The 20,724-nt window shown below is 69.0% G+C and carries 17 protein-coding genes, 2 tRNA genes and 1 pseudogene; 8 read left to right on the top strand and 12 right to left on the bottom strand.

The features are described from left to right. Positions 1 to 82: 82 nt before the first annotated feature. The 10 genes and pseudogenes from rpmG to DK389_RS14160 form a co-directional block, all read right to left on the bottom strand. Positions 83 to 250: a 50S ribosomal protein L33 gene (gene rpmG / locus DK389_RS14115; RefSeq protein ID WP_109890469.1), complete on the bottom strand. Its 168-nt coding sequence runs from the start codon at positions 248 to 250 to the stop codon at positions 83 to 85. Positions 251 to 358: 108 nt separating this feature from the next. Continuing rightward, positions 359 to 1,531: an MFS transporter gene (locus DK389_RS14120; RefSeq protein ID WP_109890471.1), complete on the bottom strand. Its 1,173-nt coding sequence runs from the start codon at positions 1,529 to 1,531 to the stop codon at positions 359 to 361. 99 nt (positions 1,532 to 1,630) lie between these two features. Further along, complete coding sequence (locus tag DK389_RS14125) at positions 1,631 to 2,386, bottom strand: NUDIX hydrolase (protein ID WP_109890473.1); 756 nt, start codon at positions 2,384 to 2,386, stop codon at positions 1,631 to 1,633. Then, a complete protein-coding gene (locus tag DK389_RS14130) occupies positions 2,331 to 2,759 on the bottom strand; it encodes a DUF983 domain-containing protein (RefSeq protein WP_109890475.1) in 429 nt (142 codons plus the stop codon). Before DK389_RS14130 ends, DK389_RS14125 begins: the two co-directional genes overlap by 56 nt. Positions 2,760 to 2,946: 187 nt before the next feature. After that, positions 2,947 to 5,245, bottom strand: a pseudogene (gene rnr, locus DK389_RS14135) (ribonuclease R). A gap of 137 nt (positions 5,246 to 5,382) precedes the next feature. Then, positions 5,383 to 5,727, bottom strand: a complete 345-nt coding sequence (locus DK389_RS14140) for a hypothetical protein (RefSeq protein ID WP_109890477.1) — start codon at positions 5,725 to 5,727, stop codon at positions 5,383 to 5,385. 64 nt (positions 5,728 to 5,791) lie between these two features. Next, positions 5,792 to 6,370 (bottom strand): NADPH-dependent FMN reductase, encoded by a 579-nt coding sequence (locus DK389_RS14145; protein ID WP_109890479.1) that lies wholly within the window; start codon positions 6,368 to 6,370, stop codon positions 5,792 to 5,794. Then, positions 6,349 to 6,639 (bottom strand): hypothetical protein, encoded by a 291-nt coding sequence (locus DK389_RS32380; protein ID WP_162560650.1) that lies wholly within the window; start codon positions 6,637 to 6,639, stop codon positions 6,349 to 6,351. The genes DK389_RS14145 and DK389_RS32380 overlap by 22 nt, the downstream gene beginning before the upstream one ends. 711 nt (positions 6,640 to 7,350) lie before the next feature. Next, positions 7,351 to 8,763: a type I glutamate--ammonia ligase gene (glnA, locus tag DK389_RS14155; RefSeq protein ID WP_109890481.1), complete on the bottom strand. Its 1,413-nt coding sequence runs from the start codon at positions 8,761 to 8,763 to the stop codon at positions 7,351 to 7,353. Between the two features lie 122 nt (positions 8,764 to 8,885). Continuing rightward, positions 8,886 to 9,224, bottom strand: coding sequence for a P-II family nitrogen regulator (locus DK389_RS14160; protein ID WP_109890483.1), 339 nt, complete (start codon positions 9,222 to 9,224; stop codon positions 8,886 to 8,888). Positions 9,225 to 9,425: 201 nt separating this feature from the next. Here DK389_RS14160 and DK389_RS14165 point away from each other — a divergent pair, with 201 nt between their 5' ends. Then, positions 9,426 to 10,940 carry an NAD(P)H-hydrate dehydratase gene (locus tag DK389_RS14165; RefSeq protein ID WP_109890485.1) on the top strand — a complete coding sequence of 505 codons (1,515 nt, stop codon included), beginning with the start codon at positions 9,426 to 9,428 and terminating at the stop codon, positions 10,938 to 10,940. Here DK389_RS14165 and DK389_RS14170 read toward each other — a convergent pair. After that, the gene (locus DK389_RS14170) at positions 10,933 to 12,132 is read right to left on the bottom strand and encodes a multicopper oxidase family protein (protein ID WP_335645549.1); all 1,200 of its coding nucleotides are present in this window, start codon (positions 12,130 to 12,132) and stop codon (positions 10,933 to 10,935) included. The genes DK389_RS14165 and DK389_RS14170 overlap by 8 nt on opposite strands. 512 nt (positions 12,133 to 12,644) lie before the next feature. Between DK389_RS14170 and DK389_RS14175 the strand changes: the two genes are divergently transcribed. The 7 genes from DK389_RS14175 (at position 12,645) to DK389_RS14205 (ending at position 19,936) form a co-directional block, all read left to right on the top strand. Next, a tRNA-Leu gene (locus tag DK389_RS14175) sits at positions 12,645 to 12,729 on the top strand. A gap of 219 nt (positions 12,730 to 12,948) precedes the next feature. Further along, on the top strand, positions 12,949 to 14,340 hold the full coding sequence (gene tig / locus DK389_RS14180) for a trigger factor (RefSeq protein WP_109890487.1): 1,392 nt from the start codon (positions 12,949 to 12,951) through the stop codon (positions 14,338 to 14,340). 127 nt (positions 14,341 to 14,467) lie between these two features. Next, the gene (locus DK389_RS14185) at positions 14,468 to 15,094 is read left to right on the top strand and encodes an ATP-dependent Clp protease proteolytic subunit (RefSeq protein ID WP_109896380.1); all 627 of its coding nucleotides are present in this window, start codon (positions 14,468 to 14,470) and stop codon (positions 15,092 to 15,094) included. Positions 15,095 to 15,339: 245 nt separating this feature from the next. Beyond that, positions 15,340 to 16,611: an ATP-dependent Clp protease ATP-binding subunit ClpX gene (gene clpX, locus DK389_RS14190; RefSeq protein WP_109890489.1), complete on the top strand. Its 1,272-nt coding sequence runs from the start codon at positions 15,340 to 15,342 to the stop codon at positions 16,609 to 16,611. A 282-nt stretch (positions 16,612 to 16,893) separates the two neighbouring features. Next, positions 16,894 to 19,317, top strand: coding sequence for an endopeptidase La (gene lon / locus DK389_RS14195; RefSeq protein WP_109890491.1), 2,424 nt, complete (start codon positions 16,894 to 16,896; stop codon positions 19,315 to 19,317). A 142-nt stretch (positions 19,318 to 19,459) separates the two neighbouring features. Next, a tRNA-Val gene (locus tag DK389_RS14200) sits at positions 19,460 to 19,535 on the top strand. A gap of 137 nt (positions 19,536 to 19,672) precedes the next feature. Next, entirely contained in the window at positions 19,673 to 19,936 is a 264-nt protein-coding gene (locus tag DK389_RS14205) for a hypothetical protein (protein WP_109890493.1), read from the top strand. 4 nt (positions 19,937 to 19,940) lie between these two features. On the opposite strand, the gene DK389_RS14210 is transcribed toward DK389_RS14205, so the two are convergent. Further along, complete coding sequence (locus tag DK389_RS14210) at positions 19,941 to 20,441, bottom strand: CAP domain-containing protein (RefSeq protein ID WP_109890495.1); 501 nt, start codon at positions 20,439 to 20,441, stop codon at positions 19,941 to 19,943. Positions 20,442 to 20,724: the final 283 nt, after the last annotated feature.

Genomic DNA, 20,724 nt, shown 5'->3' on the forward strand with positions numbered 1-20,724 from the left:
GCGCCCATGAAAAAGGCCGCCCCGGTGGGCGGCCTTCTTCGTGCCGGATCGATCCGGAGGCGCCGCCGGGCGCCGGCCGGGATCACTTGATCTTGGCTTCCTTGAACTCGACGTGCTTGCGCGCCACGGGGTCGTACTTCTTCATCGAGAGCTTCTCGGTCTGCGTGCGCGAGTTCTTCTTCGTCACGTAGAAGTAGCCGGTGTCGGCGGTGGAGACGAGCTTGATCTTGACGGTGACGGCCTTGGCCATGGCGCGGCGCTCCTGTGGATTGCGGCATTCCGCATGAGAGCGAAACGCAAAAGGGCCGGGAGGCCCGGCCGAATACCGGCGGGTGAATGCCCGATCGGGCGTCGCCCGTCAAGGCCGGGCGGCCGGGCGGAGCCGCCAGAGCACGACCAGAGCGTAGGCGACGAAGAGCCCGCAGAGCGACCATGCGAAGCCCTGGGGCGGCACGAGATCCATGCTGCCGCCGATGACCGGCGGGCCGAGCATCAGGCCGATATTGTAGAGCACGACGAAGGCGGCGTTGGCCCCCGCGAGCTCCGCGCCGCGGACGCTCGCCCCGAGATGGGCGAGGCCGACCGTGTAGAGCGTGCCGGCGATGCCCCCCCAGACGAAGAGCAGCGCGATCATCGCCGGGAAGGACGCCGAGGAGGCCGGGATGAGGGCGGCCCCGAGCGCGCCGCCGAGGGCGGAGATCAGCAGGACCTTGCGCCGGTCCATCCGGTCGGCGAGCCAGCCGAAGGGGATCTGGAACAGCACGTTCCCGAGCGAGATCACGCTGACGAGGCCGGCCGCGATCTCCGCGTCGTGGCCGAGACGCAGGCCGTAGAGGGGCAGGATCGCGAAGCCGCCGGTCTCAACCGCGCCGTAGACGAGGGCGGCGAGGGTCGCCGCGGGGGCGAGGCGCACGTAGCCGAGGAGGCGTCGGCTCGGCGTCGCGTCGATGCGCGGCGACAGGTTGCGGGCGAGGGCGAGCGGGACGAGGCCCGTCAGGAACAGGGCGGCGCCCGTGAGGTAGGGCCGGAATCCCTGCGTACCCAGGAACGCGAGCAGCGTCGGACCGATCGCGAAGCCGAGCGCCAGCACGGTCGCGTAGACGCCCATCACGAGGCCGCGCCGGGCCGGCGGGGCGGCCTCGTTGATCCAGAACTCGGACAGCACGAAGAGAATGCCGAGATTCGCGGAGAACACGAAGCGCAAGGGGAACCACCACGCGATGTCCGGCAGGAGCCGGAAGCCGACGAGGCTCGCCGCGCCGAGGATGATCGCGATCATCAGGAGCCGGACCACGCCGAGATCCCTCGCGAGGCGCGGCACGAAGGGCACCACCACGATGCTCGCGAGCCCCGCGACCGCGGTGTTCACGCCGATCAGCGTGCTCGACGCGCCCATCCGCTCCATCTCGATCGAGAGGAGGGGGATCGACAGGCTGAGGCCGATTCCGACCACCGCGACGCAGGTGATGGCCGCGCCGATGGCGGCGAAGCGGGTGCGGTCGTCGGCGAGGCTGGGCGTTTGATCGAGCATCGTGTCGTCGGCGCGCCCCCTTGGCGGAGCGTCAATCCTGAGGGGAGGGCGGCGGATCGGATGGAGGAAGGAGTGGCGCGGACAATTGCCCGCGGCGCCTCAGAGGACCGTTCGCACCCGCTTTCCGTGCTGCATCGTGTGGAAGGGAATCGGCCGATGGGGCGCGAAATCCGATTTCAACTGCTCCTCCAACTCGTCGAGGATCAGGTTGGTGATGAAGGGCAGGTCGAGCTTGCGCGCGTCGGGCAGGCGCACCCAGGCGAGTTCCACGAGCTCCGCCGCCTCGCCGACGATGCCGGGCTGCTCCGCGGCCACGGACGTCCGGTCCACTGCGAAGAAACGCGTGTCGAAGCGGCGCGGGCGTCCCGGCGGGGTGATCGCCCGGGCGACGAGGTTCAGGGTTTCAAGATCCGGCAGGACACCTTGGCGTCCGAAGGCTTGCCAGGCCCCCTCGGGGACCCGCTCGGGCGGCCCGTACTCACGGGTGCCAAGCAGAAGGCCCGTCTCCTCGTAGGTCTCCCGGATCGCGGCGAGCGCCAGCACGCGCCCGAGATGGCGGGGGGGCCGCGTGACGCGCGCTTCGAGCGCCGCCTCGTCGCGGGCACTGAGCGCGCCGGCGACGGGCATGTGCCGGTCGCCGGCCTCGATGCGGCCTCCGGGAAAGACGAACTTGCCCGGCATGAAGACGAGACCGGGATTGCGCCGTCCCATCAGGACCTTCGGCGTGCGCCCGCGCCGGTCGAGGACGATCAGCGTCGCGGCGTCGCGCGGGCGCAGCGCGGCCGCCTTGCGGGCCGGGTCAGGCGCGGCGGAGACCGGCTCGCGCGTCGGGGTCTCGTTCGTCCGCTGGTCCAAAACGCGACTCCTCCGGCCCCTCGCTGCCCGCGCTCGGTAGCGTGGCGAAGCCGTGCATGCCAAGGGCATATTGCAGCCCGACGACCGCGCCCTTGACGGGCTGGAGCAGGGCGAGCGCCATCCCGAGCGTCGCCAGCGGCCAGAAGGTCAACTGGAACCAGAGCGGCACGTCGTAGCCCATCTCCAGCTCCAGGATCAGGTAGCCGACGATGTGGGCGACCACGAAGATCACGACGTAGGGGGGCAGATCGTCGGCGCGGTGATGATGCATCTGCAGGCCGCAATGCGCGCATTCGGGCCGCACCTTGAGGTAGCGGCCGAAGATCCGGCCCTCGCCGCAATGCGGGCAGCGGCCGAGGAAGCCGCGGGCCATCGAGCGGATCAGGCCGGTGCGCGTGGCGGGGGGTGCAGGGTTGCATCATCCATACTGAGAACCTCAGCCGGCGGAGGGCTGTTGCAGGCCGACTTGGTGCTGCACCCCTACCACAGGTTCGTCCCCACCTCCGAAGAGTGATCGTCGCACGTGCGGCAAGAGGCTCTGAGGCGCATGTTCCGCGATGTCAGCGCCGCGAGCCGCGGTGCCGCGTCCCACCTGCCTTGATGCCGGCGGGGCGTCCCCGCAGGCCTTGCCTGCGGCCGCGCATCGGGCCCTTGGTGCCCTTGGCGGCGCTGCGCCCCTCCGAAAGCAGTTCGAAGCGCAGGGCGCCGGCCACGGCCGCCGCCTCCACGAGCTTCACCTCGACGCGGTCGCCGAGGCGGTAGGTCTCGCCCGAGCGCTCGCCGACGAGAGCGTGGCGGGCCTCCTCGTGGCGGTAATAATCGGCGCCGATGGTCGAGACCGGCACGAAGCCGTCGGCCCCCGTCTCGTCGAGCTTCACGAACAGGCCGGCGCGGGTCACGCCCGCGATCTGGCCCGTGAATTTCGCGCCCACATGCGCGGCGAGGTGATGGGCGATGAGCCGGTCGATCGTCTCGCGCTCGGCCGCCATGGCCCGGCGCTCGGCGGCCGAGATCTGCTCGCCGATCTGGTTGAGTTCGCCGACCGAGACGTCCGGCGAGATCCCGTCCTTGCCCAGCCGGCAGGCGGTGATCAGGGCCCGGTGCACGATGAGATCGGCGTAGCGGCGGATCGGCGAGGTGAAATGCGCGTAGCGGCGCAGGTTCAGCCCGAAATGACCGAGGTTTTCCGCCGCGTAGACGGCCTGCGCCTGGCTCCTCAGCACCACCTCGTTGATGAAGGTCGCGTGCTCGGTCTCGGCCACGGCACCGAGGATGCGGTTGAACAGGGCCGGGCGCAACGCGCCCTCCTTCGGCAGCTTGATGCCGACCGAGGCCAGCACCTCACCGAGCGCCCGCATCTTCTCAAGCGCCGGCTCGTCGTGGACGCGGTAGACGAGGGGCTGGCGCGCACTCTCCAGGGTCTCGGCCGCGGCGACGTTCGCCTGGATCATGAATTCCTCGATCAGCCGGTGGGCGTCGAGGCGCTCGGGCATGATCACCCGGTCGACCCCGCCGTCCGGCGTCAGCAGCACCTTGCGCTCGGGCAGGTCGAGGGCCAGCGGACCCCGCTTGTCGCGCGCCGTCCTCAAGGCCCCGTAGGCCGCCCAGAGCGGGCGCAGGACGCCGTCGAGGAGCGGGCCCGTGCGCTCGTCCGGATAGCCGTCGATCGCGGCCTGCGCCTGGGCGTAGGCGAGCTTGGCGCGCGAGCGCATCATGATCCGGTGGAAGCTGTGGCTCCGCTTGGCGCCGTCCGCGCCGATGACGAGGCGCACGGTCAATGCCGGGCGATCCTCGTCCTGCCGCAGGGAGCAGAGGTCGTTCGAGATGCGCTCGGGCAGCATCGGGACGACCCGGTCGGGAAAGTAGACCGAGTTGCCGCGCAGGAGCGCCTCGCGGTCAAGGGCGCTGCCGGGCCGGACATAGGCCGCGACATCCGCGATCGCGACCGTGATGCGAAAACCCCCGGATTGCTGGGATCGGGATCGGTTTCCGCGAACACGGCGTCGTCGTGATCCTTCGCGTCGGGCGGATCGATGGTGAGGAGGGGCAGCGTCCGCCAATCCTCGCGGTCCTTCAGGGCGGCGGGCTTGACCGCGTCGGCCTCCGCCAGGGTTTCGGCCGCGAAGACGTGGGGAATGTTGTGGAGGTGGAGCGCGATGAGGCTCACCGCCTTCTCGGAGCCGAGCGAGCCGAGGCGCTCGCGCACCCGGCCGCGGGGGGACCGAAACGGGTCTCGCGCTCGACGCTGACGCTGACGAGATCGCCGTCGCGCGCCTCTCCCTCCTCGCCCGGCGGGATCAGGACCTCGCGCCCCTGCGCGCGCTTCTCGACGGGCTCGACCCGGCCGCCCTGCGCGCTCGCACGGAAGACGCCGACGACCTCGGCCTTGTTCTTGCCGACCACCTTGATGACACGGCCGGTGTAGCGCCCCGGTGCGCCGGGCTCCGGCTCGACGCGGATCAGGGCGCGGTCGCCGATGCCGGGCATCGGACGTGTGGGCTTGCGGCTGCCGCGGGGCGTCGTCAGCACGATCGTCGGCGGCTTGCCGTGCTCGGCCTCCCAATTGGCGGGGATAGCCAGGAACTCGCCGTCCCGATCGCGCGAGCGGATGTCGGCGAGCACCACCGGCGGCAAGCGCCCGGCCGGGGACAGGCCGCTGCGCCCGCGCTCGATCGCGCCCTCCTCCTCGATCTCGCGCAGCAATTTGCGCAGGGCGACCCGGTCCTGGCCCTTCAGGTTGAAGGCCAGGGCGATCTCGCGCTTGCCGACCTTGACCGTCGACGTCTCGATGAAGGCGAGGATCTGCTCGCGGGTGGGAAGCGGGGCGGGCCCCGTGGGGGAAGCGGTACGTCTGGCCAAGAGGCGGGCTCGCGGCGGCGCCCTGGGCAGGCGGCGTCCTGAGGAGGGAGGGGCGGGTCGCCCGTTGCTTCTTCCAACATGGTGTGCGGTGCCCCTCCGGACAACGTCCGGCCGCCCGTCCTCAACAGGCCGCGCCCTCAGCCCGTCGCGGCGGATTTTCGGACGCGCTCCACGGCCTCGTCGATGTCGAAGCCGGGCGCGCCCAGCTCGTCGAGGGCGAAGGGGCAGTTCGCCGGAAGGGTGAAGGAGACCCGTCCTTCCTCCGCGCGCAGATCCGGCGCCTCGGCCTCCTGCACGGCGAGGCTCCAGAGCCCGTCGATCTTGAGACCCGTGAGACCCTCCGGGTCGGCCCGAAGGCTCGCGAGCGCCTGTGCGGCTTCCTCGCGCCAGAGGAGGCTCGCCCGGTCCTCCGACATCAGGGCCGCCTTCACGAGGTTCGCCAGAAGCGTGCGAACCGTCCGTCCCGTTCCGTCCTGACCCATGATGCGTCCGTCACCGCCTGTGGTTGCGCTCGAGCCGGGCAAGGGCGGTGCCAAGCGGGGCGGCTCAGTAGGGCGTGCCCGAGGCCCGCCGCGCGCGCAGGGCCTCGGCGTACCAAGTCAGTTCGTCGAAAAACTTGCCGGCGTTGCGGGCCAGCCGCTCCTCGGCGGGCTTGCCCTCCTCGTCGAGGGCCTTGTGGATCTGCGGGATCGGCAGCAGCGAGGGAATGCTTGGGGTGCCGAGCTCGGAGAGCATCGCCCGCAGCTGCATCGCGGCGCGCACGCCCCCGAAGGCGCCGGCCGAGTAGCAGCAGATCGCCGAAGGGCGCCAGAAATACTCTTCGAGGAAGTGGTCGAGGGTGTTCGAGAGGGCGGGCGGGATCGAGTGGTTGTACTCGGCCGAGACGATCACGAAGGCGTCGGCCCGCCGCAGGAGCCCCGCCAGATCCTCCAGCACCTTCGGCGCCTCGCCCTTCGGGTATTCCTTGTACATCCGGTCGAGGAGCGGCAGCTTCAACTCGGCTGGGTCGACGAGGGGCGCCCCGTGCCCCCGCGCCTCCAGCGCCCGGACGACGAAGCGGGCGGCACGGATGCCCTGCCGGTCGGAGCGGACCGAGCCGAGGATCACGGGGCAGAGGAGGGACATGGCGGGCTCGCTGTGCTGGGTGAGCGGGACGCATCATGGCGCCCAGCCCGGTGCCGGGCAATGTGACCCGCTCCATTAAAACGTTCGAGCACACGCTTGAACATGATGCGGACGCCCGCTCCTCCCCCGAAATCGAGATCGGATTCCGAATTGTGCCAAAGCTGATCAAGTTCTGCGTCCGAGACGCTGTTTTCTGTTGCTGCTGTCAGGAATACGCGCAGGCGTTCTCGTTCGTGACTATCAAAATGTTTCAATACAAAATCATACATTTCCTCCTCCGTAGTAAAAAATATCTATATCTTGCAAAAAATACAGTGAAAACTTATCGAACTCTGGTGTGGAATTAATTTTATCAATCTCCATCGTTGCGCGGATATGCAGTTTGCACACAGTAACCACGCGAAGATTGTGAATCATGTACGATGTAGGCGCCAACGCCTTACGTCTCGCGGATAAAAGGAGATGCATCCGAGGGTCTATAAGCTTCTCGACCCGTCCGGTGACCGAACCGCGCTTTCAGGAATGCCGTGTCTTGTCTACCTTCCGCAACGGCATCTACCAGTGACGTGTTGCGTTCGAGCGTCCGGTTGACGAGATCGTTGGCGGTTTCACGAGATGGAAAGCTTCCGGCCCTTCGGCGCCCAACAGTGACAAATGGCACCGACCACCGTCCGGATTGCCCGCGGGTACTCGCGGCTGGCCAAGATTGTAGGCGTGTAGGACGAGGCCGAGGCGCAGCAGGCTCAACTTCACCTGCAAGGCCGCCACCTGCTATCGGACCCGAAGGATGACGGCTTCCCTTGTCGACATGGATTCACCCCGCGCAAGCGAATGGAGGCTCATATAGGAAAACTATCCGAATAGCAATCCATGTTTCCGATTTGTTCCATGTGCGGAAGCGCCGGAGCCTCCTGCGAGGCACCGGCGCTCAGGTCACATCGAACCCACGTCGAACCGAGCGCTGCCGCCCGGCCCCCGCCTCAGAGCGAGTAGTACTGCACGAACTCGATCGGGTGCGGTGTCATCTCGTAGCGCAGCACCTCGGTCATCTTCAGCTCGATGAAGGAGTCGATCTGATCGTCCGTGAAGACGTTGCCGGCCTTGAGGAAGGCGCGGTCCTTGTCGAGGTTCTGTAGGGCCTCACGGAGCGAGCCGCAGACGGTCGGGATCTTCTTCAGCTCGCGCGGGGGCAGGTCGTAGAGATCCTTGTCCATGGCCGGGCCCGGATCGATCTTGTTGATGATGCCGTCGAGGCCGGCCATCAACAGGGCCGCGAAGGCGAGGTAGGGGTTCGCCATCGGGTCGGGGAAGCGGACCTCGACGCGCTTGGCCTTCGGCGAGGTCGTCCACGGGATGCGGCAGGAGGCGGAGCGGTTGCGGGCCGAGTAGGCCAGCAGCACGGGGGCCTCGTAGCCCGGCACGAGGCGCTTGTAGGAGTTCGTGGACGGGTTGGTGAAGGCGTTCAGCGCCTTGGCGTGCTTGATGATGCCGCCGATGTACCAGAGGCATTCCTGGGAGAGATCCGCGTACTTGTCGCCGGCGAAGAGCGGCTTGCCGTTCTTCCAGATCGACTGGTGGACGTGCATGCCCGAGCCGTTGTCGCCGTAGACGGGCTTGGGCATGAAGGTCGCGGTCTTGCCGTAGCTCTGCGCCACGTTGTGGATACAGTACTTGTAGATCTGCATGTGGTCGGCGAGCAGCGTCAGCGTGTCGAACTTCATGCCGAGCTCGTGCTGGGCGCTCGCCACCTCGTGGTGGTGCTTCTCGACCTTGACGCCCATCGACTGCATAGCGGCCAGCATCTCGCCGCGCATGTCCTGCGCCGAATCCTGCGGCGGCACGGGGAAGTAACCGCCCTTCATCTGCACCCGGTGTCCGAGGTTGCCGCCCTCGTACTCGGTGAAGCCGTTGATCGGCAGCTCCGTCGAGTCGAGCTTGAAGCCGGTCTGGTAGGGGTCGGCGGCGAACTTCACGTCGTCGAACACGAAGAACTCGGCCTCGGGACCGACGTAGATCGTGTCGCCGATGCCGGACGACTTGAGGAAGGCCTCGGCGAGCTTGGCCGTGCCGCGCGGATCGCGGGAATAGGGGGCGCCCGTCGAGGGCTCGAGCACGTCGCAGACGATCGACATGGTCGAGGCCGAGAAGAACGGGTCCATGCAGGCGGTGGCGGGATCGGGCATCAGCAGCATGTCGGACTCGTTGATCGCCTTCCAGCCGGCGATCGAGGAGCCGTCGAACATCGTGCCCTCGGAGAAGATCTCCTCATCGACGAGGGAGACGTCGAAGGTGACGTGCTGCCACTTGCCGCGCGGGTCCGTGAAGCGGAAGTCGACGTACTTGACGTCGTTGTCCTTGATCTCCTTCAGGACTTCGGTCGCTGTCTTTGCCATCCCGAGTGTTCTCCTCTTCTGGCGGCACGTAGCCGTGGTTGTGCCGCGGACCGAGTACAGCCCGCGGTTCTTTTGATTCTGTCAGGCTCTGGGGGGGCGTATCGCGGCGGTCCGGTCCGGCGCTAGATGGCGTCGGCGCCCGTTTCGCCGGTGCGGATGCGGATCGCCTCTTCGATGGTGGACACGAAGATCTTGCCGTCGCCGATGCGGCCGGTCTGGGCCGACTTGCGGATCGCCTCCACCGCACCCTCGACCATGGCGTCGGCGAGCACGATCTCCAGCTTCACCTTGGGCAGGAAGTCCACCACATATTCCGCTCCGCGGTAGAGTTCGGTGTGTCCCTTCTGCCGCCCGAAGCCCTTCGCCTCGATCACGGTGATGCCCTGGAGGCCGACCTCCTGGAGAGCCTCCTTCACCTCGTCGAGCTTGAAGGGCTTGATGATCGCTTCGATCTTCTTCATGCCGAAGGGGCCTGACCTGCGCTGCGCTGAGCCGTTTTCTAACATCCCGGTCCGGGCTCCGCCACGCTGTTTTCTCGGGGATCCTGTCCAAACTGCCTCGTCAATGGGCATCATCTGCACATCGTTTAGGCATTTTCCGGTCAGGGAGTCTTAATCCGGGCAGGGCATGTCCGGCCTTCGGGCAGTTCGACGGAGACGCGGATGGGACAGGGGCGGCTGCTCACGGTTGAGGCGATGCGGCGGGTCGATGCCGCGGCGATCGCGGCTGGGACGCCGGGGATCGCGCTGATGCGGGCCGCCGGCGCCGCGGTTGCCGAGCGCGCCCGCGCGCTGCTGCCGGAGGGCGGCTCCGTACTCGTGCTCTGCGGGCCGGGCAACAACGGCGGCGACGGCTTCGTGGCGGCGCGCATCCTCGCGGAAGCGGGCCTGCCGGTCGAGATCCGCCTGCTCGGGCGGCGCGATGACCTCTCGGGCGATGCGGCGCTCGCCGCCGCCGAGTGGCGGGGCGACGTGACCGAGGGGATCGGCCCGGACGATCTCGCCCGGTTCGACCTCGCGATCGACGCGCTGTTCGGTGCGGGTCTCTCGCGCGATCTCGACGGCACGGCGCGCACTCTCGTGGAGCGGGTCGCTGCAGCCGCCTGCCCGGTGCTCGCGGTCGACGTCCCGAGCGGCATCGACGGGGATACCGGCGCGGTGCGCGGTGCCGCGATCCGGGCGCGGGAGACGGTCACCTTCGTCGCCCTCAAGCCCGGGCACCTGCTCCAGCCGGGCTCTGCGCATTGCGGGACCCTCCACGTCGCCGAGATCGGCACGGGCGAGGCCGCCCTGGCCGAGGGGCTCTCCGCCTGCGAGCCGCCCCTCTATCGCAACGGGCCGGCGCTCTGGGGCGCGGCCTTCCCGCGCCACGCCGCGGACAGCCACAAATACACGCGGGGCCATGCCCTCGTCCTGTCGGGGCCGGCCTGTCGCACGGGCGCGGCGCGCCTCGCCGCGCGCGGGGCGCTGCGGGTTGGGGCAGGCCTCGTCACGGTGGCCTCGCCCGCGTCGGCTCTGGCCGAGAACGCGGCGCACCTCACCGCGATCATGCTGCGCGCCTGCGAGAACGCCGACGACCTCGACGACCTCCTGGTGGACGAGCGCCTCAACGTGGTGCTCGTCGGCCCCGGTCTCGGCACCGGCCAGCCGACCCGCGATCTCGTCGCGGTGGCGGCCTCGTCCGGCCGGAACCTCGTCCTCGACGCCGACGCGCTGACGAGCTTCAAGGGAGAGGCGGCGACGCTCGCACGGCATCTGGCGGAGGGGGACGCCGCGGCTGTCCTGACGCCCCACGCGGGCGAGTTCGCGAGGCTCTTCGGCGGGACCGAGGCGGCCGACGAGGGGCTCGGCAAGGTCGAGCGCGCCCGGCGGGCGGCGGCGCTGTCGGGCGCCGTCGTCGTGCTCAAGGGGGCCGACACGGTGATCGCGGACCCGGACGGGCGCCTCGCCATCAACGATCACGGCACACCCCATCTCGGCACCGCGGGCTCCGGCGACGTGCTCGGCGGGCTGATCGCCGGCCTCCTCGCTCAGGGCATGCCGCCCTTCGAGGCCGCGGCGGCCGGCGTATGGCTCCACGGGGATGCCGGTCGCCGCCACGGTCCGGGACTGATCGCGGAGGATCTGCCGGAGCTGATGCCGCGGGTTCTCGGGGCGCTGGAATCGCGCCTCAGGTGACCTCGAACGAGGTCCAGAGCCCGGTGTCGAAGCGCTCCAGCACCGTCGAGCCGAGGAGCCAGCGGCCCGGGTTGTCGGCCAGGAAGGCGATGCGGGCGGTGCGGCCTTCGAGGAGCTGGAAGGTGTCGAGCCAGTAGGGCTCCCAGCCGTCGTCGAGGGGGTGGAGCAGGCGGAAGACATGCCCGTGCAGGTGCAGCGCCTGCGCGAAGGCGGTGTCGTTTTTGATCGCCAGGACAACCACTTGGCCGCGCTTGACCGTGAAGAGCGGGGCCACGCCCGCCATCCCGCTGGCGCCGTTGACGGCCCAGATCCGGGTCGGGTCGCCCTTGAAGACGGGCTCGGCCTCCGGCTTCTCCTTGTCGAGGGTGGCGCCGCCGGTGATCGTGATGTCGCGGCGGACGGCGTTCTGCAGCTTGACCTCGGCGGGCAGCAGCTTGTTGTCACCGATGGGCGCGATCGGCGGGCGCTTCCCGGTGACCGGCTCGCCCTGAGTGACGAGGCTCGCGAGGACGAGGCCGCCGCCGACCAGCGCCGTGATGCTGCCCTTGGCGTCCGCCTCCGCGGGCAGGTCGAGGAGGAGGTCGTAGCGGGTGCCTGGCGGGAAGGGGAGGGTGGCGCGCAGGGGCTCGAACGTGTCGGTCGGCTGACCGTCCACCGCCGCGACGTAGACCTTCATGCCGTCGAAGCGGATGCGCGTCGCCCGCGCGTTGCAGGCGTTGCCGAGGCGCAGGCGCAGGCGCGAGCCGGGCCGCGCAGCGATCATCTCCGGCACCGGTCGGCCGTTGATCGCGATCATGTTGCCGAGGCGCCCGTTCGAGGCCGCGAACAGGGCCTGGCCGAAGGGCATGAGGCTCGAATCGTCCTGCAGGCGCCAGTCCTGCATCAGCAGCGGTACGTCGCGCTCGACGGCCGGCGGCGCCTTCTCCTCGACGACGAGGAAGCCCGCGATCCCGCGGCCCGAGGGCTCGCTCGATCCGCCGACGACGAGGGGCCGGATCAGGAAGGTGCCGGCGTCGGGCGGGGTGAAGACGTAGGTGAAGCTCGCCCCCGGCTGGATCGGTGGCTGCGTCACGCCGCCGACCCCGTCCATGGGGTTCTGGTTGCGCACCCCGTGCCAGTGCAGCGCGAGCGGGCGCTCGGTCCGGTTCTCGACCTTGAGCCGCACGGTCTCGCCGAGCTTGACCCGGACCACCGGCGGCAGCCCCGTTCCGTCGAGGGACCAGATGGCCGTCTCGGGCGCGGGCTCCGGGCGCAGGCGGAGCTTCGCCGGCTGCGCGGCGAGCGCCCGCGGCTCGGCTTGCGCGCCCGTCTGCGGGGCCGCCTGGGCGGCCGGGGCGTCGGGCTTCGGCGAGCCCTGCGCCGCCGCGGCCCGGGCATCAGCCCGAGCAGGGCCGCGCCGCCGAGCAGGGTGCGGCGGGAGGGCCGGGCCGCGGGCGGATCGGCGACCGACACGGAATCGGCTTCGGGCGCGGGATCGACGTGCGGCATGGCTCCTCGGGCGGATCGGAGGGCTGGGAGGGCGGACGCTTGTAGCGGCGCCACCCTGCCGAGGCTACTGCCGGCCGGGCTCGCGCCGGCAGCCGCGTTCCGGCAGCATCGGGCCGGCAGGCGGCGGAAGGCGATGAAGTTTTTTGCTGCGGCCCCGGTCCCGCATGCTATAGAGCCGCCCTCCGGCGGCCGGAAGCGCGCCGGGTGTCGGCGCGCGCGGGCGTGGCGGAACTGGTAGACGCGCTGGATTTAGGTTCCAGTGTCGCAAGACGTGGGGGTTCGAGCCCCTCCGCCCGCACCAGTGCCGCCGTCGGGAACGGATTGGCTCCCCCATCGGAAGGCCGGCCCGCCCAGCCGCTCTGACCCGGCCGGACATCGGCACGGGTCCGGGCCCCTCGGATCGCCTCCTTGGGCCGGCCTCACGGCGCTTCCCCGCACTGGCCCACGGACCGCCGCGAGGTCGGTCCGCGCGGGCCTTCGCAGATTTTGACGACACGGACTTGAGAGCGGATATACGACGATGCAGGTGACCGAGACACATTCCGAGGGGCTGAAGCGCGAGTTTCAGGTTCTCCTGGCCGCCCAGGAGCTCGAGGATCGCCTGACGAACGAGCTCTCCGGCCTCAAGGACAAGGTGCAGCTCAAGGGCTTCCGCCCCGGCAAGGTGCCGGTGGCGCATCTGCGCAAGGTCTACGGCCGCTCCGTGATGGCCGACGTGCTGCAGAACGCCGTCAACGAGGCCAACCAGAAGATCGTGGCCGACAACGGGCTGAAGCTCGCCCTCGAGCCCCGCGTCGAGTTCCCCGAGGACAAGGCGGTGGTCGACAAGGCCCTCGACGCCAAGGCCGACCTCGCCTTCAAGGTCGCGGTCGAGGTGCTGCCGAGCTTCGAGCTCGCCGACCTCTCGGACGTCAGCCTCAAGAAGCTCGTGGCCAAGCCCTCGGATGCCGAGATCGACGAGGCCCTCACGCGCATGGCCGGCCAGAACCGGCCCTTCGCCGACAAGGACGAGGGCGCCGCCGCCGCGAGCGGCGACCGCGTCACCATCGACTTCGTGGGCCGCATCGACGGCACCGAGTTCGAGGGCGGCAAGGGCGAGGGCATCGACCTGGAACTCGGCTCGGGCAGCTTCATCCCGGGCTTCGAGGATCAGCTCGTCGGCGCCAAGGTCGGCGAGAGCCGCCTCGTCAAGGTGACCTTCCCGGAGGCCTACGGCGCCGAGCAGCTCGCCGGCAAGGACGCCGAGTTCGACGTGACCGTGCAGAAGATCCAGGCGCCTGGCGAGGCGGAGGTCGACGACGCGTTCGCCAAGGGTCTCGGCATGGACTCGCTGGAGAAGCTGCGGGAGGCCGTCTCGAACGCGATCGGCAGCGACTACGAGGCGGCGTCCCGCCGCAAGCTCAAGAAGGAGCTCCTCGACGCGCTGGACGGCAAGTACGCCTTCGACCTGCCCCCGAGCCTCGTGCACCAGGAATTCGCCTCAGTCTGGGCGCAGGTCGAGCAGGACCTCAAGAACCGCGGCAAGACCTTCGAGGACGAGGACACCACGGAGGAGAAGGCGCAAGGAGAATACCGCAAGATCGCCGAGCGCCGCGTTCGCCTCGGTCTGGTGCTTGCGCAGGTCGGCGAGAGCGCCGATATCAAGGTCTCCGACGAGGAGGTGAACCAGGCCCTCATCGCCCGGGTCCGGCAGTTCCCGGGCCAGGAGCAGCAGGTCTGGGACTTCTACCGCAAGAACGCGCAGGCGCTCGCCGAGCTTCGGGCGCCGCTGTTCGAGGAGAAGGTGGTTGACCACGTCCTCGCGCAGGTCAAACTGGTCGAGGAGCCCGTCTCGAAGGAGGCGCTGTTCTCCGACGAGGACGGTGAGCCAGACGCCGACGAGAAGCCGGCCACCGACCAGAAGGCCGATTGAGCCGCCCCTCCTTCAAGGGACGGCGGCCATCGGTGAGGCGGCGTTAAGCGTCGCCGGTGTTCGCTGAATTTCGCCCGGCCAAGCCTGATTCGCTCGGCCGGGCCCCTTGAAGCCCTGGGGCACGATGATGAGAGATCCGGTCGATTATTATAACAGCGCGCTCGTGCCCATGGTGGTCGAGCAGTCGAGCCGCGGCGAGCGCGCCTTCGACATCTACTCGCGCCTGCTGCGCGAGCGGATCATCTTCCTCACCGGCCCGGTCGAGGATTACGGCGCGTCGCTGATCGTCGCGCAGCTCCTGTTCCTCGAGGCCGAGAACCCCAAGAAGGAAATCTCCTTCTACATCAACTCGCCCGGCGGCGTGGTGACCTCGGGCCTATCGATCTACGACACGATGCAGTTCATCCGCTGCCCGGTGACGACGCTCTGCGTCGGCCAAGCCGCCTCGATGGGCTCCCTGCTCCTGACCGCCGGCGAGCCCGGCCATCGCTTCGCGCTGCCGAACGCCCGCATCATGGTCCACCAGCCCTCCGGCGGCTTCCAGGGCCAGGCCACCGACATCCTGATCCACGCCCGCGAGATCGAGGCCCTCAAGAAGCGCCTCAACGAGATCTACGTGAAGCACACGGGCCGGGACTACGACACGATCCACCAGGCGCTCGAGCGCGACAATTTCATGACCGCGGACGCCGCCAAGGAGTTCGGCCTCATCGACGAGGTCATCCAGAAGCGGCCCGAGCCGGCGGCGGCCTGACGGTGTCCGGCCGGGGATAACTCCGATGCACCCCGGCCACACCTTTCCCTCCATGCGTCGATACGGAGGGGTCGGGCGTTGGACTAACGGCTTGATCGCGCGGCAGCAGCGTGTTTGCATCGCGATTCTGGCCCGAGGGCCCGGCATAGGCGCGCAGGTGACTGTTTCTTTAAGCGGATGTCATTACGTTTGAACGATGCGCGTGCGCCCCTGGCTGGCACCGCGCGCACGAATCGGAGACCGATATGAGCAAGACTGGCGGCAACGACTCGAAGAGCACGCTGTACTGCTCGTTTTGCGGCAAGAGCCAGCACGAGGTCCGCAAGCTGATCGCGGGCCCGACGGTGTTCATCTGCGACGAGTGCGTCGAGCTGTGTATGGACATCATCCGCGAGGAGTCGAAATCCTCCCTGGTGAAGTCGCGCGACGGCGTGCCGACGCCGAAGGAGATCCGGCGCGTCCTCGACGACTACGTCATCGGCCAGGACTTCGCCAAGAAAGTCCTCTCGGTGGCGGTGCACAACCACTACAAGCGCCTCGCCCACGCCTCGAAGCACAACGACGTCGAGCTGGCGAAGTCCAACATCATGCTGATCGGGCCGACGGGCTCGGGCAAGACGCTGCTCGCGCAGACGCTCGCCCGCATCCTCGACGTGCCCTTCACGATGGCGGACGCGACGACGCTCACCGAGGCCGGCTACGTCGGCGAGGACGTCGAGAACATCATCCTCAAGCTGCTCCAGGCCTCCGACTACAACGTCGAGCGGGCGCAGCGCGGCATCGTCTACATCGACGAGATCGACAAGATCTCCCGCAAGTCGGACAACCCCTCGATCACCCGCGACGTCTCGGGCGAGGGCGTGCAGCAGGCGCTCCTGAAGATCATGGAGGGCACCGTCGCCTCGGTGCCTCCCCAGGGCGGCCGCAAGCACCCGCAGCAGGAGTTCCTGCAGGTCGACACCACGAACATCCTGTTCATCTGCGGCGGCGCCTTCGCGGGGCTGGAGCGGATCATCTCCCAGCGCGGCAAGGGCACCTCGATCGGCTTCGGCGCGACCGTGCAGGCCCCCGACGACCGCCGCACCGGCGAGATCTTCCGCTCGGTCGAGCCCGAGGACCTGCTCAAGTTCGGCCTCATCCCCGAATTCGTCGGCCGCCTGCCGGTGCTGGCGACGCTGGAGGACCTCGACGAGGCTGCGCTGAAGCGGATCCTGCAGGAGCCGAAGAACGCGCTCGTCAAGCAGTATCAGCGCCTGTTCGAGATGGAGAACGTCGACCTGACCTTCCAGGAGGAGGCCCTCTCCCTCGTCGCCCGCAAGGCGATCGAGCGGAAGACCGGCGCCCGCGGCCTGCGCTCCATCCTAGAGACGATCCTCCTCGACACGATGTACGACCTGCCGGGCCTCGACTCGGTCGAGCAGGTCGTGATCGGTCCCGAGGTGGTCGAGGGCAAGTCCCGCCCGCTCTTCATCCACGGCGACCGCAACAAGGACGCACCCGCCAGCGTGAGTGCGTGAGCGCACGCCGCAACGTGCGCTAAGTCGCTGGTCGGGCATGCGGATTCCGCAGGGCCCGACAGCCGGAAAGGCCCGGAGGCGCCGCTTGAAACAGGCGCCTCCCAGGGCCAATTGAGGGACAGCGCAGTGGCCGTACGCTCCCATTGAGGTGCGGTGCCGCGCCACCAGCCGCAAAGTCCCCGCATCGTTTCCGACCCTCGCGGCCCGGTCGGTCCCTGGCAGGATGCTTGCTCCTGACGACGGAGGAGCGACTGCCCGGCGTCCATCATGAGGAAGTCAGCCATGACTCAGTCGAAATCGCGTCAGCCGGTCGTCCCGGGCTCGACGGGCGCTTACGCCGTCCTGCCGCTGCGCGACATCGTCGTTTTCCCGCACATGATCGTGCCGCTCTTCGTCGGCCGCGAAAAGTCGATCCGCGCCCTCGAGGAGGCGGTCCGCACCGATCGCCACATCCTGCTCGCCACGCAGATCAACGCGGGCGACGACGATCCGGCCACCGACGCGATCTACACGATCGGCACGCTGGCCAGCGTCCTGCAGCTCCTGAAGCTGCCCGACGGCACCGTGAAGGTTCTGGTCGAGGGCGCCGGCCGCGCCAAGATCCTCGGCTTCGAGACGTCGGAGGAGTTCTACGAGGCGCGCGCCCAGACGCTGACCGACGATCTCGGTGACCGCGTCGAGGCGGAGGCGCTTGCGCGCTCGGTCGTGTCCGAGTTCGAGAACTACGTGAAGCTCAACAAGAAGATCTCGCCCGAGGTCGTCTCAGCCGTCACGCAGATCGACGAGCCCTCCAAGCTCGCCGACACGGTCGGCTCGCACCTCGCCGTCAAGATCGCCGACAAGCAGGCGATCCTGGAGATCCCCACGGTGGCGCAGCGCCTGGAGCGCGTGCTGTCGCTGATGGAGAGCGAGATCTCCGTGCTCCAGGTGGAGAAGCGCATCCGGACCCGCGTCAAGCGGCAGATGGAGAAGACCCAGCGCGAGTACTACCTCAACGAGCAGATGAAGGCGATCCAGAAGGAACTCGGCGACGAGGACGGTCGCGACGAGCTGGCCGAGCTGGAGGACAAGATCGAGAAGACGAAGCTCTCCAAGGAGGCCCGCGAGAAAGCGCAGGCCGAGCTGAAGAAGCTGCGTCAGATGTCGCCGATGTCGGCTGAGGCCACGGTGGTGCGCAACTACCTCGACTGGATGCTCGGCATCCCGTGGGGCAAGCGCTCGAAGATCAAGAAGGACCTGCTCGGCGCCCAGGTGCTCCTCGACGAGGACCATTTCGGCCTCGACAAGGTGAAGGAGCGCATCGTCGAGTACCTCGCCGTGCAGCAGCGCGCCAACAAGCTCACCGGCCCGATCCTGTGCCTCGTCGGCCCTCCGGGCGTGGGCAAGACCTCGCTCGGCAAGTCGATCGCCAAGGCGACGGGGCGCGAGTTCGTGCGCATGTCGCTCGGCGGCGTGCGGGACGAGGCCGAGATCCGCGGTCACCGCCGGACCTATATCGGCTCGATGCCCGGCAAGATCGTGCAGTCCATGCGCAAGGCCAAGACCTCGAACCCGCTCATCCTGCTCGACGAGATCGACAAGATGGGCATGGATTTCCGGGGTGACCCGTCGGCCGCGCTCCTCGAGGTCCTCGACCCCGAGCAGAACGCGACCTTCAACGACCATTACCTCGAGGTCGATTACGACCTGTCGAACGTGATGTTCGTGACGACGGCCAACACCCTGAACATCCCGGCCCCGCTCATGGACCGGATGGAGGTGATCCGCATCGCCGGCTACACCGAAGAGGAGAAGCTGGAGATCGCCCGCCGCCACCTGATCCCGGGCGCGCTGAAGAAGCACGGGCTCGACGCGAAGGAATGGTCCGTTACCGACGAGGGCCTGCTCATGCTCATCCGCCGCTACACGCGGGAGGCGGGCGTGCGCAACCTGGAGCGGGAGATCTCGAACCTGATCCGCAAGGCGGTGAAGGAGATCCTGATCACCAAGGTGAAGGCCGTCACGGTGACGCCGGACAACCTGCCCGAGTTCCTGGGGCCGCCGAAGTTCCGCTACGGCGAGATCGACCCGGACGATCAGGTCGGCGTGGTCACGGGGCTCGCCTGGACCGAGGTCGGCGGCGAGTTGCTGACGATCGAGGGCGTCATGATGCCCGGCAAGGGCAAGATGACGGTCACGGGCAACCTGCGCGACGTGATGAAGGAGTCGATCTCGGCGGCGGCGAGCTACGTCCGCTCGCGGGCCATCGATTTCGGCATCGAGCCGCCGCTGTTCGAGCGCCGGGACATCCACGTCCACGTGCCGGAGGGGGCGACCCCGAAGGACGGGCCGTCGGCTGGCATCGCGATGGCGACCGCGATCATCTCGACGCTCACCGGCATCCCGGTGCGCCGCGAGGTGGCGATGACGGGCGAGGTGACGCTGCGCGGCCGGGTGCTGCCGATCGGCGGCCTCAAGGAGAAGCTGCTCGCCGCGCTCCGCGGCGGCATCAAGACGGTGCTGATCCCCGAGGAGAACGCCAAGGACATCGCTGAGGTGCCCGACAGCGTGAAGAACGGCCTCGAGATCGTGCCCGTCTCGCGGATGGATCAGGTTCTGGCCCGCGCCCTTGTGCGCCAGCCCGAGCCGATCGAGTGGGACGAGCCGATCCCCGCGGCGAAGCCCGCACGGTCCGATGACGACGGGGCGAGCCTCGTCGCCCACTGACGGGATCGCGCCTGGACGACGAACGGACGGCCCCCGGAGCCTCGGCTCGCGGGGGCCGTTCCCGTTTCGGGGACAGCTGCCGCGGTGGATCGCGCACGAAGTGCTTGCGCGGCCGGGGCGGCTTGCTTAACCCGTGCGGCGCGGGCGGTTAGCTCAGTTGGTAGAGCGTCTCCTTTACACGGAGAGGGTCGGGGGTTCGAGTCCCTCACCGCCCACCAGCCCCGGGGCACGGAACCGCTCGGACCGGACCGTACGCAGTTTCTGCGCATCCCAAGCTTGTCTGTGTCGCCCTATTCCTAACTTAGGATAGAATTAACCGAACCGGCACCCCTCCGGTCGCGGCGCGGGTGATGGCGTGAACGACAACGACTCGATCGAGGCGCTGGTGGCGCGTTGCCGGACGCTGGAGCAGGTCATCGCGCTCCTGACGGAGCACGTCTCTCCGCGCTCAGCGGCACCGCCCGCGCTGTCGGTCCGCGTCCTGAGCGCGCTCGAGGACGAGGCCGTGCGACGGGGCTTTCCCGCCTCGACCCTCGCGACGCTCCGGCGGGCCGCCGCCGTCTTGAACGGCGACCGCCGCGCGGCCGGGCAGAAGAGCGGGCCGCGCCCGTCCCTCTGACGCGTCAGCCGCCCATCACCAGAGCCCAGTAACGCCGGTAGCGGGTCGTGGGAGCGTCGGAGCGGGCGATGCCGATGCGCCGGATCTGCGGGATCAACATGTTGCGGTTGTGCTCGGGCGAGGCCTTCCAGCGGGCGAAGACGTCCTCGAAGGTTTCGGACCCGGCGGACAGGTTCTCGGCGGCGTGTGCGCGGCCGAGGCCGGCCTGCGACATCCGCGAGGTGAAGGTGCCGCCGAGATCGTGGCTGAGGCGGCCGGCGCGCGCGTTCGCGGTGGCTTGGTACGAGGCCGCCTTCACGAGGCCGGCATCGACGGTAACGGGACTGAGCCCGTGCAGGGCCCGGTAGCGGGAGATCGCGGCGGCGGCCGCCTGCTCGTCGAGGATCACGAGGCTCGTCGGCGCATCCGCCCCTGGCAGGATCGACGGCGAGCCGCAGCCGGCCAGCGAGAGGATCGCGGCCGCGAGAAGGGCCGTACGGAGGGGGACGGAGGAGGGGTGGGGCATCGGCCGTGCGGGGAAGCGTGTGGAACTGCCACCGCCTTTCGGGCGCGATGCGGCGAAAGCGGGGCGGGAGACCGGCGGCGTCCATCGCGCAGCCATCCTGTGGCCGGCGGGGCACGCTGCGAGGAGAGCGGCGGAGAGGAGCTTTGTCCGCGGGACGCGCCCCGCCATCGGGCCTCCGAGGCCGGGTTCCCGGGCGCGCCTTGTCTGCGGATTGTGCGCAATCTAAAATGGTTCCGCGACTCGCCCGCGCGGCCCTCCCGGTTCGGGGCGGCCGGCTCTCGGC

It is taken from the genome of Methylobacterium durans, assembly GCF_003173715.1.
In the GTDB taxonomy this organism is placed as follows: domain Bacteria; phylum Pseudomonadota; class Alphaproteobacteria; order Rhizobiales; family Beijerinckiaceae; genus Methylobacterium; species Methylobacterium durans.